The organism is bacterium SCSIO 12643, assembly GCA_024398135.1.
In the GTDB taxonomy this organism is placed as follows: domain Bacteria; phylum Bacteroidota; class Bacteroidia; order Flavobacteriales_G; family Salibacteraceae; genus CAJXZP01.
This window is the reverse complement of record CP073750.1, coordinates 2,782,442-2,798,583: the sequence shown is the minus strand read 5'-3', so window position 1 is coordinate 2,798,583 and position 16,142 is coordinate 2,782,442. Positions and strand designations below refer to the sequence as shown.

Annotated in this window: 11 protein-coding genes; 1 reads left to right on the top strand and 10 read right to left on the bottom strand. The window is 35.8% G+C overall.

Going from position 1 to position 16,142, the window contains the following annotated elements; translation table 11 throughout:
• The first annotated feature begins 12 nt into the window (after positions 1-12).
• Entirely contained in the window at positions 13-2,226 is a 2,214-nt protein-coding gene (locus KFE94_12150; protein UTW65403.1) for a DUF748 domain-containing protein, read from the top strand.
• Positions 2,227-2,428: 202 nt separating this feature from the next.
• Here the strand turns inward: KFE94_12150 and KFE94_12145 are convergent, their stop codons facing one another.
• From KFE94_12145 to KFE94_12100, 10 genes are all read right to left on the bottom strand, one after another.
• Positions 2,429-2,716, bottom strand: a complete 288-nt coding sequence (locus KFE94_12145; GenBank protein UTW65402.1) for a GIY-YIG nuclease family protein — start codon at positions 2,714-2,716, stop codon at positions 2,429-2,431.
• Between the two features lie 197 nt (positions 2,717-2,913).
• Entirely contained in the window at positions 2,914-4,335 is a 1,422-nt protein-coding gene (locus KFE94_12140; protein ID UTW65401.1) for a T9SS type A sorting domain-containing protein, read from the bottom strand.
• Between the two features lie 335 nt (positions 4,336-4,670).
• Positions 4,671-5,309, bottom strand: a complete 639-nt coding sequence (locus tag KFE94_12135) for a hypothetical protein (protein UTW65400.1) — start codon at positions 5,307-5,309, stop codon at positions 4,671-4,673.
• Between the two features lie 152 nt (positions 5,310-5,461).
• Positions 5,462-7,216, bottom strand: coding sequence for an agmatine deiminase family protein (locus tag KFE94_12130; GenBank protein UTW65399.1), 1,755 nt, complete (start codon positions 7,214-7,216; stop codon positions 5,462-5,464).
• 146 nt (positions 7,217-7,362) lie between these two features.
• Positions 7,363-8,601, bottom strand: a complete 1,239-nt coding sequence (locus KFE94_12125; GenBank protein ID UTW65398.1) for a restriction endonuclease — start codon at positions 8,599-8,601, stop codon at positions 7,363-7,365.
• Positions 8,594-10,753 carry an AAA family ATPase gene (locus tag KFE94_12120; GenBank protein ID UTW65397.1) on the bottom strand — a complete coding sequence of 720 codons (2,160 nt, stop codon included), beginning with the start codon at positions 10,751-10,753 and terminating at the stop codon, positions 8,594-8,596. The genes KFE94_12125 and KFE94_12120 overlap by 8 nt, the downstream gene beginning before the upstream one ends.
• A 335-nt stretch (positions 10,754-11,088) precedes the next feature.
• Entirely contained in the window at positions 11,089-12,378 is a 1,290-nt protein-coding gene (locus tag KFE94_12115; GenBank protein UTW65396.1) for a hypothetical protein, read from the bottom strand.
• Between the two features lie 167 nt (positions 12,379-12,545).
• Positions 12,546-13,073 carry a hypothetical protein gene (locus KFE94_12110; protein ID UTW65395.1) on the bottom strand — a complete coding sequence of 176 codons (528 nt, stop codon included), beginning with the start codon at positions 13,071-13,073 and terminating at the stop codon, positions 12,546-12,548.
• 117 nt (positions 13,074-13,190) lie between these two features.
• A complete protein-coding gene (locus KFE94_12105) occupies positions 13,191-14,654 on the bottom strand; it encodes a restriction endonuclease subunit S (GenBank protein UTW65394.1) in 1,464 nt (487 codons plus the stop codon).
• The gene (locus KFE94_12100; protein UTW65393.1) at positions 14,654-16,114 is read right to left on the bottom strand and encodes an N-6 DNA methylase; all 1,461 of its coding nucleotides are present in this window, start codon (positions 16,112-16,114) and stop codon (positions 14,654-14,656) included. Before KFE94_12100 ends, KFE94_12105 begins: the two co-directional genes overlap by 1 nt.
• Positions 16,115-16,142: the final 28 nt, after the last annotated feature.

Genomic DNA, 16,142 nt, shown 5'->3' with positions numbered 1-16,142 from the left:
ACTCTAAAACGTATGAAAAAAATTCTATTTATTATCACCAGCATCCTGCTACTGGTTGTAACCATAATTTTATGGGCAGGCCCCGACTACGCGAAAACCTATATTGAAGACAATAGTGTCGAACTCGTTGGCCGTCAAATAAAAATGTCGGAATTAGATTTTAATGCTTTCAATGGACATTTTGTAATCACCGATTTTAAAATTCTGGAACAACACGATTCTACTGAATTTGTTCAGTTTGACTCTCTGTATATGGATTTGGTATTATACAAATTATTTGGGGGCACTTTCCTTTCTGAAGCGCTTCATATCAAAGGACTTAATGTGAGTGTTTGGATGGAACATGAGGGGTTCAATTTTGATGATTTAATCCCTCCCTCAGACACTACAGCAGTAGATACCACTATTGAGGAAGAGGAATCTTTTATCAAAGTATTCACGTTGAATGATATTCAGATTTTACATAGTGAAGTGGCATATGATGACCGGGATTTGGGGGCATACCATAACTTAAAGGATATCAATGTTAAAATTCCCGGGGTTTCTTTTGGGGATAAGAACACTAAAGCTGGATTAGAATTTGCACTTGCCAAAGGTGGTAGATTCAATATGGATATTGACTACGACCTGGAAGAAAGCAGTTATGAATGTAATATGGGGGTACAGGACTTAGATCTTAACCCATTTTTGATCTATACCCAATCCAGTATGAACATCACTAAACTGGAAGGAGTATTTAGCGGGCAGGTCCATATTGTGGGAGATTTGGATACCCCAACCACACCAGTTGTAAAAGGCAGCATGAATCTGAACAATTTCATGATCGCGGATAACGAAGGCGTTGAAGCATTTAAATTGGGTGCTTTGTATATGGATGCTAAAGAATTGAACCTATTAACCAATACGTACCATTTTGGTTCACTTACAGTAACGCAACCAGAAATCAATGCAATTCAATACACCGAAGATTTTGATAATCTGAGCACCTTAATGAAAGAAGATCCGGATACCACACGTACGGCTGAGATCAATGTAGAAACTAATGTAGAGGAAGAACCTTTAACCTACCTATTGGAAGAATTCAGATTGAACTCCGGTGTGGTCAACTACACGGATAAATCCATTGCGAATGGACCGTTTGATTATGCTATTACCGCAATCAACCTTAAAGCAGATTCATTGACTGAAGGTCGTGATGTTACTTTTAATCTGGATGCGATCATGAATGGCGTAGGAACGTTTAAAGGGTTTATGGTCACTGATCCAGGAAATCCTGATAAAGGCGGAACTTTCAATATGGATTTAAGAAAAATCCCAATTAAAGATTTCTCTGTGTTCTCGTTAAATTCTACAGCTTATCCTATTGAAGGTGGAAGGCTTTCTTTCCAAACCAAAAACAAAATTGTGGGCAATCACCTCAATAGTCATTTGGTAATGAAATTATACAAGACTGAGTTTGGTGATAAGGTAAAAAGTGTCAAACCGGAATATAAAGTTCCAATGAAATTAGGAGTGATGGTTTTGGAAGATCCTAAACGATTGATCCATATTGATGTGCCTGCCGAAGGTGATATTGATGATCCGGAATTTCGTTATAGTAAGCTGATTTGGAAAGTCGTGTTAAACGTATTGATTAAAGCGGCTACTTCTCCTTATAACTTATTGGCAGATGCCGTAGGTGCTAGCGAGGATGATATCAAATTTATTCGATTCGAATTACTTCAATATGAACTCGGACCGGAACAAACAGCACAACTGGATTTAATCGCAAATGTACTTGAACAAAAACCGGGGATTTCTGTGGTCGCACAACAAACGCTGGACATTGAAAAAGAAAAGAAACTGGTAAAAGAATATCTGGCTAAGAAAGGTTTATTTCTCCAGCAAAATTATGGGAGCGACAGTGCACAGGTCGAACTAGATGCCGTAGATATTGCCAAGGTATTACATATGGATGAAACACCAGAGTTGATCACGTTCCTGGAAACGAAAACACAATCTGTTCCGGGTGAACTTTCTTTTAATGAATTGGCGGATTTATATGTTTCTGAAGATAATTTAAAAGCTACGCATCAAAAAGTGATTGATGCACGCATACGAAACATGCAAGCCTATATTGCCTCCAAAGGACTTACTGAGAGATTTACTTTTAAAGAAGAAATCAACGATGATGTGAATAGAAACAGACCTCGTTTTGAAATGGAGTATCAGGTGAAGGGAGAGTAATCGGGCCTTCGAGACGTTCAGCCTTTAGCTGAATCCTCAGGCACCTTTAGTTTTACTTTCAACAAAACCATTTCGTAAATACACTACCTAAGTCGCTTCTAGTCTAATAAGAATAATATAACATTATGAAGTAGATTGGCGGAGGCGCCTGAGGAATGAAGCTATGCTTCATTGTCTCGAAGGCCCGAATGCCAAAGCTCCTCTATTTAAATCTATAAGATTCAGATAATTCAGGTAACTGATTATATTTACCAGTAATTAACGCTTCTTTCTTTTTACGGCTCCAACCTTGAATTTGTTTTTCGCGGTAAAAAGCATGATCAATCCGATCAAAAACCTCTACATAAACTAACTCTACAGGTAACCGTTTTTTTGTATGCTTTGCCCCTTTTCCATTCTGATGTTGTTGAATCCGCTTAGCTAGGAATTTTGTGCTTCCTGTGTAATAACTATTATCAATACATTTGAGTATGTAAGTATATCCTTTCATGGGTTAAAATCATGTCTTAAAAATTGGATTAATCAACGTTTGAAGAAAGATTGATTTAATAAAATACAAAATAATACTTCCTCTTCTAAAATCTATTAATTTGACTCCTGATTTTAAACAGATTATATCTTTCCAAATATTGAGCAAAAAAAACGCCAACTAAATAGCTGGCGTTTTAGTAAACCACTGACTAATCACTAGTTTTTCACTAGTTTTTTTATGGCGATTTGCTCACCTGATTGAGATACTAATTTCACAATGTAAATTCCTTTTACATAATCGTTAATATCTAAAGTCTCTGTATAATTACCTTCACCAAAATTGGTTTGATATATTGTTTGCCCTGTCATATTTTGAATCAAAATGGTACCTGGCTCATCAGACTCAATAGCAATTTTCACATTGTCCATTGCCGGGTTTGGATACATTGTAAAGGAAACCAACTCTATTGTTTCTTCTTGCAACGTGCTTTCAGGTGCCTTTTTAAAGCTTATTGCATCCTCACAGGTAAACAACTCATGAATTTTACTATCGTATCGTCCTACATATACAATTCCTCTCCCATCAATAAAGTCCATCTTGGTATCGTCTCTAACTTGTGCTGTAGGGTGTAATAATTTATGCGTCCATACTCCGGCATTATAAGTCATCATATGTATTCTATGATCTGTACCAACATATACCAATTTATTATTGCTTGCTACCATATCACTACGTCCTGTAGTATAAGGTGATGGTGCAGATGCATTCAGTACAGCATGCGTTGTTCCGGTATTTTCATCAATGTATCTTATTTTATCATTTACATCAATATAAAACACACGCCCACTCGCATATGTTAATGGAGACCAATAGGCCAATTCAGGACCATTACCTAGAGATGCTGTATACCATCCAGAACCAGAATCCCATGCTTTTAATTTTAATTTAAAATCATCTCCACGATAATAAATTCCCCAACCACCTTTTACGATTTCACCGGTGGAGTTTGATCCCGATGCATCCAAAGCGCTCACCTGCCATGCATATGGTCCATCTATTGCTGAAACCTCAGTAGAACCACTCCAAGTGTGGTTGTAATAAATTCTACCGTTAGCATCATTCACATCAAAACAACCTCCAAAACCTGTAGTAGTAGCATTTGGCGAAGCATTTGACGAATTATTTACCACAGATTCTACCCATCCGGATGGTCCCCAGGTTAATGAATGTAACCTATAACCTGATTCAGATATAAAATAAACCGAGCCATTTACCATGATAACATCAGATGGAGAGCTATACCTACTAACCTTTGTGGAATTACCATTTAAAGCTCCATAGTTTTGATAGGTAGCCCCATAAATATTCATTAGTCTTCCAAAATCTGAATGTGTATGATCCCCATTCACATAAAATACTTTTTGGAATCCATATTTGACTCCGGTAAAACCACTTCTAGCGGTAGGTGCATTTTCATTTAACACGCGATCATACCAAATGCTACCATCACAAGGGTCGGCTGGTGGAAATCCTCCACCTGGATCTGGGTCAACCTGAGCTAGTATTGTGGAGGAAAAAAGTAAGGCGCCTATCAAGACCTGGCTACCTAATTGAGAGTTTTTAAGTAAACTTTTCATAGTTAAAAATTTATAAAGTTATTCCCCAAATCTACCCGGTCATTCAAATGCCCTCCATATGTAATTCATGAATGATCGATCTCACTTCATAAATGTTCAGGGTGGGTTTATAAACGGTGACTTCGAGACATTTTGTTTCCAACAAAATCCTCAGTCACCTCACATTCCATTAGAATTGTTAGGTTATATAGTATAAGGAGTAACCAAGGGCTAAGTCATAGCAGAAGTGTTTCGAAAGCACCTCCATATAAGTCTATATCAGTTAGACAATTGTATTGATTAGATTCAAAACCTCTCCAATAAGAAAGAGTTTGAAGTTCATTAAAAGGCGGGAACTAATAATTAATATGATAATCTACCAAGTACTTATCCCAAACCGGAATGGTATCTTGTGTAAAATAGTTTTCAATCGTTTTTTGACCAATCAACCCTATTCCCTTTGCATAATAAATCTCTACATCTAATTCCGGCCCACCAAGATTCACTTTATTCATCACAATGACATTATCATATACCTTTCCATTAGGTAATTCAATTTGAACATCCTTAGACTTCACTATGAGTTCTGTTCTATAATATTTATTCGCATATACAGTTATATACGCTCCTAACTCTTCACTCAGTAGCGTATAATTAGTACACGTTCCCTTAGAATCTTGTCCATATAATGTATAATCTTTAACATATTTTCCCAAATAAGTTGTATACATAGCCTTTTCAATAGAATAGCAACTTACCTTACCTGTTCCAAAGTTTCTATTCGCACTAAATATTTCGGCTACAACATATGATACTCCGGTTCGATTGGTATCTCCATTATCATACACCCAATAAGACCCGGGATAAGTAGGTAAGTATTCTTTTGGATATCTTTTAGGGTATTTTTTTGGAGGAATTAAAACATTATTTATTTCATCTTTATTACAGCTTGCTAAGATCAGTAAACAAATTAAGGGGAATAGTATTCTTTTCATAATAACCGGTTGTTTTATTGAGTCATCATTAAAAAACTAACACTCTCGAATTTAAGATAATAACACATAAATCACAACTTTAGTTTCATGAATGAATCTTTTCGCTTCATGAATAATCAAGGTAAGTTCATAAATGGACGCTAATACTTCTATTACTTCACGACCAACTTCTGAACCTGAGTTTGACCAGCAACTTTTAAAACTACCATGTATACTCCTATAGGCAAAACTTCGGTCTTGATGAAATATTTACTTTTTCCCATTGGCACTACTCCCTGGTGAACTAATTGAACAGACCGACCTACCATATTAAACACCTCCATTTTCGCTTGAGTAGGATGATCTACAGATACCGAGATACAAGCAATCGTACTGGATGGATTTGGAAATATGGCATCTATACCCACTTGTACATCCGCTTCTTCAATACTATTTGGGCTGATAACATTAAACTTCCAGTATCCTGCTGGAGCTACAATTGGTCGCACTTGCTGTTTCCCTGAATTCGCTTGTCCTTTTACATAATAATACACTTGAGTGTTTATAGGTTGTGCTGGAATTTGTGCTTCCCAATTCCCGTTTCCAACATTACTCATAGACACAGCTGTATAACCTGAAGTAGTATCCGTAGTCCAATACAATGTTGCACTGACAATACCGGAAATATGATTCATATAGGCGCTTACAGTATATGGAGTTGTGGTATTATCCGTATCTCTTAACCGCTGATGAGAAATGAGTAATGGCTCTGCAACTCCTACAGCTCGAGTAATACAATGAATGGCCCCACTCAACTGGATAATATTGTTAGGATGGGTATCACAATCAATACCTATCACCTTATACCCAGGCATCGCATCTCTTAGAATTCTTAATGCTATTGTATCATACTCAGTTCTATAAGTCGGGACGATGATTGTTTTATTGACAAATACCTGATTGGTATACGTTCGATAATATCCTCCATTATCCGGATAGGCTCCAGATGTACTTGGCGGAACTGGTATTCTAACCACTTCATAGGGTGTGCCGAAAGTTGAATGATAATTATTCAACACATCATCTAAGTTCAATTCAATTTGAGGACCATCTGCCACACCCATGGGATATTCACTCACCAACAGAGTTTCTTCATCCAGCAACTTCATATGCATATCTATATGATGAATTCCATCGTAAGGAAGTACCTCCATTTTAATGTACTTATCAATTCCCATAAAAAGATTCATGCGTTGATCTATCTGTGCTTCGGTTAAATTTTCGGGATTAAATAATCCCCCCGCAGCATTTTCATCTAATACCAGTTTAGAAGAAAATCCAGTTCCAAAACCATCCGTCATAAAATTACCTCCGGTATGTACCAAAGAATAAGGCGCTGCAGTCGTTTGATACAATGGGATATTTTTAAAAGCTGCCACGGCATCTGGTACATTATCATCGGCAGGTCTTGGTCGATTATAAATCCAATCAACCAAATACAATGAATCTACTTCATTCTTATACACCGTATTTCCACCATAGTCGCGCATCCAAATAGAGTTTGTAGCTTGCTGGATATAACTCACATTGTGTAAAGGCACACCGTTATTCGTTAACTCAGTTTTTACATTGTTAGAATCGTCACACACTATTATGACCTCACATTCGTCCTGAGCTATATCTGTGATTTGACTTAAAATGGTCGGATACCCTTCCCATGCGATCACCAAAGATTGAATTTCTTCCCACTCCGCCATCGTACGCACCGATGAACCTGGTGGAGTTGTAATTCCAGTTACCTGACGTGATTGATTATAGCTTTCAATATTTTGAACTTCATCAGGTGTCATTTGATTGGGTAACACCTGTTCCTGGGTAAAACCCAAATGGGCAATTAATAATGCTGCAAAAAGTAGTTTTATTTTCATACCCATTTTTTTGATAGCGTAAATATAATACGAATACTGAGTATAAACTACTGGTTTTCTGAGGGTGGAATAATTGTACTGAGCCGAAGTTCTACAGCAACCTATTCCCTTCTTATTACTTCCCTTATAATTTAAGTAGAGCTTCCTTATACAACTTCCAGTTTCTTAATAATATCAGATGCCATTTTTTTATTTAAACCATCTCCATCAATAACATCCACAAAACCCAAACTACAGTGATGTTCTTTTCCATTTTGTAAAAGCCTAAACTTCCCCTGTACATCATCTTGTTCATGGGTACGTGGATATAGCAACATACTATTAAAACTTTTGCTGTAATGATTATAGACATACATCTGTTTTAAATCATCATCCGCAGGATGTTTGGAGTCAATCACCTTCCATTTGGTATCAATTACATAAGTTCTATCCGTATTTCTTTCTCTAAGAACCAAGTCGGGTTGAACTATTTTATGTTCCCAAAACTTATATCTCCTTTGCGATAAAACCTCATAATCGGTATGCGCATGTTTTTTTAAAATACGATATACATACTCCTCCCAAAGCACATTCATATCAAACATTAAAGCCAATAAATCATTTTTACCTGCAGATATATCTGGGCGATAATTCAAAATAATCAGTTTAGCAATTCCTATGGCTTTCTGGTAGGGGGCTGTTTTTCTATCTGTTCTTAGTTTGACAAAATGACTTGCGGAAACATCCAATTTACTAACTTCAGGAAAATCTAGTTGAACACGTCCAATACGGTCTTTTAATCTAGCTGAACTGGACAAACGTGCAACTACGGTCAGCGCTTCTGCTAAAATTTGATGTAATAAGTGGTTCTTATCATATACTGTATGGCGCGTATAAAACCGTTCTTTATGCACTATATTTTGAGAGATTTGCTTTGAAAAAATCAAAGCTCCTTTTAGCGCTTTTTGCTGTCCGCTTTTTTGTCTATATTTTTTAATTAACCCTTGATGTAATAAAGACTCTAGTTCTTGTACATACAGTTCAAAATATAAATCTAAAATAGAGTTGGCACGAAGTTTTAAAGAAGCAACACCCGTTTCTTTCGCAGTTAATAGATGACAGGCTTTTAGCATATCCAGTAAAACGGATTGCCAAACTTTTTCATTGCCTTCTTTACCTGCTTTGGGTAAAACCTCAATGGTGTGTTTTCCTATTTGAATAGCTCCGACATACTGTTTAAAACGTACTCCATAAGGAATCATTTCAAAAAAAGGCGTACGCTCATTGGCTTGAAAGTATTTTTCAAAAGCGTTGAAGACCTCTTCAGAAAACCCTTCTTTATGATGCCGACCTTTGAATGCTATAGACTCATACTCAAAAACCTGTATGGGTGGTATTTTACTCACTTCTAAGCATTAATTGATCTATAGCTTCTTTCAGTTTGATATCTGTAGAGGGAATTATTTCATATCCATTTCCATCTTCATAATCTGAACCAACTGAATTTTCAATTTCCGCAAATTTGATACCCCTGTTAGAATAACTCTTTATAAATCCTTTTCCAAGTACCATCCCAATCTTTACATAGTCATTAAAGAAATACTCTTGCAATAACGGAATTATTTTGTCGGTGAATACCGCCTTTAAATCTTCTTCAAATTTTTCGGATTCTTTAAGACCTAAAAAGTATGAATGTCCAATAGTATGATCTCTATCTACTAATACTTGAATTCGTTTATTTATAGTTTTTAATACTTCTGAAATTTGAATTCCATTCCACTCATTTTTATCTCCTAATTCTTGTTTTATTAGATCCGAATCAGGCATCATCTCTTTAAAAGAAAATCGTCTACGTAATGCGGTATCTAATGCCTCTACACTGCGGTCTGCGGTGTTCATGGTGCCAATAATGTGTAGATTTGGTGCCACAATAAATGGTTCTTTACTATAAGGAAGTGTCAACTCTAGTCTCTCGGTTCCCCCAAGTCGTTTATCATGTTCAATCAAAGTAATTAACTCTCCGAATATTTGAGAAACATTACCCCGATTAATTTCATCGATAATTAACACATATTGCTTTAGCTGCTTGGTAATTTTTTCAACCGACTTATAAGAATTCAATTTATCTAAAATGCCCGGATAATAAATGCCAACTCCAGTAAGCTTCAAACTTCGTTTATTATAGTAATAATCACTTAACGTGGCTATACTCAAAGTATGCCCCGTACCACCACTGGCCTTCTTAAACCGAATCGAAGTTTTAGAAAAACTTACAATAGTAAATTCCTTTCCTTTGGTTTTCAATGGAAATTCCATTTCTGGGTATTCCTCCCACTCTTCTTTCATTAAATTAAAAGCTTCCTCGAACGGTAATTGATTATCAGAACTATTGTTAAAGGCTTTCCAGTTATCTAATGCAAGAGAATTAATGCCTTTAAAAATCCCAGGGATAATATCGTAAGAAATTTCACCTTTTGAACTCAAATCTGGCTTTATTCCTTCAATAAAATCCTCATAGCTCATACTTTGATGAAATGTCACAAAACCTATTTGACCATTACCTTCTTCCCAATCCGTAATTAATAAATCATTATACTTTTTATTTACTAATTCACGGCTTTCTGAATCAATTTGATCAATTGTTTTATTCTCAATAATAGATAAAGCGCAATTTTTAGTATGATAGGTCTTCCCTGTTCCTGGTGGGCCGTATAGGATTTGGTTTATTGGTTCTTTTTTCATGGTATCTTTCTTATTGGAAGTATTTTTTGCTCCGTCATTCATCTCTTTACCTCCATTTTTTAATACTTCTCTCACTTTATCTCCTAATTCTTTTTCCAAAAAGCTTAATTGGTCTAACAAGAAAGGTATAACATTGGGTCTGTCAAAGCTTATGGTTTCATTAAAACAAATGCTTTTCGAAGAAAACCATGGAAACCACTTTAACCTATCAGGTACAGGCCCAATTAATTTCTGAAACTGATCCTTTTCCTTTTTATTCCCTTGTTCAAAATGTAATTCTATACCCAATTCACCAGCATTTATTACCAGTTCGTAATGTGCTTTTATATCTCCAATTAGTCCATGCTTATCTTTAATAAACATGTAATTTGAATTAATTCTTCCAAATTTGAAAGCACTCTCTTCTAACTGCACTGAAACAGCATTTTGAAAATCAGCAGCTATTTGTTTAAACCTTTCTTCACCTGCTTTTATTATGGATTTAGCATTCTCTCTTAACACAACCCAATCTAAAAAATTCACAATTAAATCTTCAAAGTCTATGGTCTCAATTGGACAAGAAAATATTAAGCCGTCTTGCGGTGCCATTACCTTTGACATGGCTAATTTAGTTTCCCTTTTTCTCCTTTTTCCACCAGTATTTAACACATAGTTATCACGTAATGAAAAAACCTCACCTTTAACAAAGTACTGGTTCCTATCTAATAAGAAATTAACTAAATCAGATTTGGAGGAAAGGGAATCAACCAATAAATACCTGTGCTTTTCTAAAAGCAATGGCCGGAACACCAATTGATATTCTTCGAACTCAAACAAATACCCATAGAATTCTTCTCTATCCCATTTTTCTTTAAGTGTGGTATGAGTTAGTGTTGTTTGTTCCTTATACTTCCATTTCCCAACCTTACTACCATTTGAAAGTTTATCTAAAAACTTTCGTAATTCTAAAATAAATTCTTCTGGGGTCATTCTTTTTTCTATTTTATAATTTTTCTACCCTACCAATGGCCATTCTTTATTCTGACCTTCGGTTTGTTCTATCACTTCTTTGAGAAAGTTCTCCATCTTAGAGGAACAATTATACCCTTCGACTACCGCTCAGCACCAGTGGTTTGGGGTTTTGATTGCATATTCAATTATGTATTAGATGGCTATTTCTGTACTTTTTCAGAATTTGAAATCAATAAATCAAATTGCCCATCAAAAAATTCAAATTTAAAGTCCTTAAATCCGGGATAAATTTTCTCTGACAATAAGTCTTCATTTTGGAATGAATACTTCTTTAAATCCTTTAACAAGTATAGTTGATCTGGATCTCTAATTGCGTCTGTGAAATTATTTCGACCTATAGTAGGCAAAAGAAATGATCGTGCTAATAAGATATACAAAAGTTGGTATACCCAGTATTTACTATCCATATGTCCTGGCCAAAACTGATAAAAATGTTGTCCTTCAATTTCATAATTAAGACCATGTTCTAAAATTTCAGGTACCGTCTTTGGAAAAACATCACGATTTCCTTGAAACGAATGGTTTCCATAGGGTTGATTATAATTTAGCACATTTTTTAAAGTGGTGAATTCTTTTTCAAATAATAATCTAGCTCCAAAATGAAGTGCCAATTTTTCCAAATTTAAACGTTGGAAGTTTTTCCTAAGAACACTTTTATAGCCCTCGCCAATTTCCTTGGCATTTGTTATTTCAAGCTCAGAAATTTTGTTCACCAACAAATCAATCTCATTAGCTAATTTTTCATATTCATGGATTGAATATATATACTGAACTTTTGAAGATAAATCGAAATATCTCTTTTCTATTTCTGAATTTTCAATTATCAAGTTTCCCAATCCATATGAGTCCAATTGCACCAAACCTATGCCATCAATAACTCTTCTTGTAAACCGCTCAACTACTGCGAATTTTTTATTTCTGATGGCTAAATCAATGCTACGCAATAACCACTCGTCAAAAAGGTTTTGATAGGCAATCACATTAATACCATTGTGAATAAGAATCTCAAAGTACCATTGCAAATGTTTTTCCCAATAAATATAAGATGAACTTGGCAATGATTCCGGCACTAATTGGTTCAGCAACCCACTAATGCAAATCCTTACTTCCTCAATGATATCTAAAGGTTTAGTCTCCATTTCCTCAATAGCCCAAGTAATCCAATCAATTATACCTTCATTTATTAAAGAAACTAGCTTTTCATTTTGATTACTGTATGCGGTATTACGCCATGTTTCAAAACCATTTATGTAAGTAAAAAAACCATAATCCATTTGCTTGTTAACACTGAACTTAGGTTTTTGTTCTTTTAATTCCCGATCAGTTTGAGTAAAACCAGAAACACTAACAATTTCAACATTCTCCCAATCAATGGGCAAATCTATAGATTCCGATTTCGAAGTATTAAAAACTTTATTGAATTTGTCCACATTCCTATTCAATAACCCAATAGATAAATCCATTAATTCGAAAACGCCATTGTAAGCTTCAAAAAACAAAATATCCTCTCTTTGTTCTATAGACAATTTACCTGCCATGATAAGGGTATTAACGTCTTTAAAAAAAGGGTGAACCTGCTTATGCTCTACCTTCAATTTCATAGTAAATTTTTCTTCGCCCTTTTAAGGCTCCACTTAATTATATACTTCTCTCCGTTGATAGTAATATCAATTATATACCTAAAAAAGATATAGGTATTCCAAATTGCATATAAAACTGAAATTCCTAAAACCAATGTATTAAAACCTCTAAATGCTTCGACAAAATTCAAGATTACTAAGAGTCCAATTATTATAGGTAAACCAATAACTTGATACTGAACATTCCAGGTGCCAAACAAAAACTCTCGTAAAATACCTTCATCATACGGAGCAAATTTTTTAGCTATTAAAGTAATAGAGATGGGAACAGAGAAAGCATAAATAGTAGTAGTAATTACGATCAGATTGGTAATTATTCCTTGCCCTGTTTTATTCCCAATATATTGTTGCCACCAATCCTGGTATGGCTCGTACCCTCCAAAATATGCGGCCGAAACAACCGTAATACCTAATAAAATGGAAAAGAATATTGCATTCCGTTTAATTTTTATTTCAATCTCCTTTATTAACCTAGTAAAATCCATAGTAAATAAGTTAAGTTGACGCTTAATATAAAAGATACGGTCATTAAAAACCACAGTGGAAGATCAAAGACAGTTTTGATAATTCCGCTAATCTTTGTTTTAATCAATCGAATCAAGTTATTTCTTCCTCCCCTTCTTTTTACCCTTAACAGCCTCTGCTTTCAAAGCCGCAATCTTCGATAATAACTCCTTAGCATCACCGTCTGTAGGTAACTGCTCTACCAACTCTCCTTTAAAGGCCTTAGCTAGTATGGCTTGGGGTAAATTATCTACTTTTTGTTTTAAATGAGTATAAGCCGCTTCTATTTTATCTGCCTTGGCAAATAACTGCTCTACCCTGCGAACGATTTCGGTTTGTTCTTGAATCGAAGGAACTGGTATAGGAAAAGATTTAAACATGGTTAAATCAATTCTTAATCGAGTCATACCAAAAGAGACATCTGAAATGATGTCCTTACATACATTTGAATTAAAGTAGTATGACGCATATTTTACATTAAATAATTCGGGATTGTAATCAGCCTTCATTACATCCGGTGTTAACATTGCAACACCAAAATCAGATGGAAAAATGGTTGCATCTCCAGGTGGATCCCCAAGCTTAGTTATCAATAACTCTCCACCATATATTGAATATTCCTGATGATATTCTTTCCATACTGTCGGATCCATATAGTTTGGTTTCCTTTGGTTAAACCCTTCAGGCTTTACGTGTCTTAAAAAAATTATTGGAATACCTTCGGTTCTAAAATCTTTAGCTTTAAAAATTGTCCCAAAAGGTCCCGCACAAATAGAGTTTCCTCCATCAACAGTCAATTTATAATTTGATATCCACCTCCAATTTTTTGGTATCTCAAATAGGCCTAACTCTTCATTAAAACCTTTTTTCCCTCTTACCTTAACTGGCTTCGTTTTACTCAGATGTGATTTTTCAATATCGTAAAAATACGCTTCATCCAACTCCTTCCCTTTACGCCACTCCTCCGTTAACTTACCGGTTACTGCTTGGGTAAGGATGGCTTGGCGGAAGTTTTTAAGCAATTGAGGCACTTTATCCAAACGGGTTTTCACCTGCTCCAAATGCCCAAATAAACCATCTAACTTGGCTACAATGCGTTGTTGCTCTGCAAGCGGGGGTAACCCAATTTTATGGGCCTTCAAAACAGTTTGAGATATGTTCGGTTGGGCCCCTCCTTTCCCCTTATCAATAAATGCTTGTTTTTCAGACTTTAGGTAGTAATGTAGAAACTTATTCATTCCTAAATATGGCTGCGCCACTCCACAAGCTTGATTTGTCGCAGCATCCATACCAAACAACCCTGTTTTACCAATGGTTGCTCCATACATAGCTATGGCAACTGAACCCTTTGGGAAAACCTTTGCGCTTGAATTATTCAACCCTTCTTCAGTTATATACTCTGAAACAGTTTCTATAAGTCCATTATTTAAATCTCCAGTTTTAATCCATGGAATGTGTCCATTATAGTAAGCTGCATTATTCCTTTTTGGTGTTCCTCCAGATGACCATTCTGAAATATAACCCAATGAGGTCTCAATCCAATTCTTCGGTAACTTCTCCATTAGGCCAACTCTTTAATAATTGCGTTCAACTCTTGGGTAATAGCATCCAATGCTGTTAAAGCTTCTTTGGCAATATCCATTGGTTCGCCAATGTCTTCTACTTTGGTAATGCTGTCATCGGCTATTAAGCCTAAATCTAAAGAATCATTCTTTTTAGCAATTTCTTCTCGGCTAATGCTCTGCCAACGTTCGTCTTTAATGGCTGCCCGTTTTTGTTCGTCAATGGTGCCATCGTATGCCATTTTTACGGCATCGGCCGTTAGGCCACCTGTATAAGCGGTAATAAAATCGGCAAAGGCTTTACGCGTAAATGGGGTACGCTTACCATAACTAGGGGCGTTGGTGCGCATATCGTAATACCAAATGTTTTTGGTGTTACCCGTTTCGGTTTTGCCACGGGTAAAAAACAACACATTGGTTTTTACACCAGCCGCATAAAAAATACCTGTAGGTAAACGTAATATGGTATGGAGGTTACATTTATCTAGTAAATCTTTACGGATACGCTGCCCATCGCCATCTTCAAACAATACGTTATCGGGTAATACCACAGCGGCTTGTGCCGTACCTTTTTTATGCAACGAACGGTAAATGTGTTGTAAAAAATTGAGCTGTTTATTGCTGCTCAAAAATGTTAAATCATCGCGCGTAGGTTTTTCGCCTCCTTTTTTGGTTCCAAAAGGTGGGTTGGCCAATACGCCATCAAATCCTTTTAAGGTTTTTCCATACTCGGTAAGCGTATCGTTCAAATATATTTGGCTATCTAACCCGTGCAGTTTGGCATTCATTAATGCCAAACGGTGGGCATCTTGCACCAACTCCACACCGCTTAGGGCTTTATTAATTTGGAAATCGCGTTCTTTTTCATTGGTATCAAACACGTAATCGTAACGGTCTTTTAAATACTGATCTAACGATATCATAAACCCAAAAGTTCCGCACGCAGGATCGTTCCATGTTTGCCCCAATTTAGGCGCCATTAGTTCAATCATTACCTCAATAAGCGGGCGTGGTGTAAAGTACTGCCCAGCACCACTTTTCTTTTCGTTGGCATTTTTTTCTAACAGATCTTCATAAATCTGCCCCATGGTATCGCGCTCTTGCTCTTCGTACCAATCAATTAAATCTATTTGGGTAACCAATGTGCGAAGATTTACTGGCTTACGTAATGTAGTAGACGCATTGGTGTAAATTTCTTTAATGGTAGCATTGTTAGATTTAGCACTAATATTTGCCAACATATCGCGGTACGTATCAAAAAGCTGCTTATTATCTTTAATGGCCTTTAAGGTTTCCCATTGGTACTCTTGCGGTATTTGATCCGTAAAGTTTTTTACATCAGATAGTTTTAAAAATAAAATGTAAGTTAACTCATTTAAATACTGGTGATAGGTTACGCCATCATCACGCAAAACGTTACACAAGTTCCACAGTTTATTTGATATTTCTTCCGCGCTCATTCTTCTTATTTTATTTCTGTAATAATAG

Coding starts and splice junctions, on each gene's coding strand:
- KFE94_12100 (UTW65393.1), bottom strand. CDS start 16,114: ATGAGCGCGGAAGAAATATCAAATAAACTGTGGAACTTGTGTAACGTT.
- KFE94_12150 (UTW65403.1), top strand. CDS start 13: ATGAAAAAAATTCTATTTATTATCACCAGCATCCTGCTACTGGTTGTA.
- KFE94_12130 (UTW65399.1), bottom strand. CDS start 7,216: ATGAAAATAAAACTACTTTTTGCAGCATTATTAATTGCCCATTTGGGT.
- KFE94_12140 (UTW65401.1), bottom strand. CDS start 4,335: ATGAAAAGTTTACTTAAAAACTCTCAATTAGGTAGCCAGGTCTTGATA.
- KFE94_12110 (UTW65395.1), bottom strand. CDS start 13,073: ATGGATTTTACTAGGTTAATAAAGGAGATTGAAATAAAAATTAAACGG.
- KFE94_12105 (UTW65394.1), bottom strand. CDS start 14,654: ATGGAGAAGTTACCGAAGAATTGGATTGAGACCTCATTGGGTTATATT.
- KFE94_12135 (UTW65400.1), bottom strand. CDS start 5,309: ATGAAAAGAATACTATTCCCCTTAATTTGTTTACTGATCTTAGCAAGC.
- KFE94_12145 (UTW65402.1), bottom strand. CDS start 2,716: ATGAAAGGATATACTTACATACTCAAATGTATTGATAATAGTTATTAC.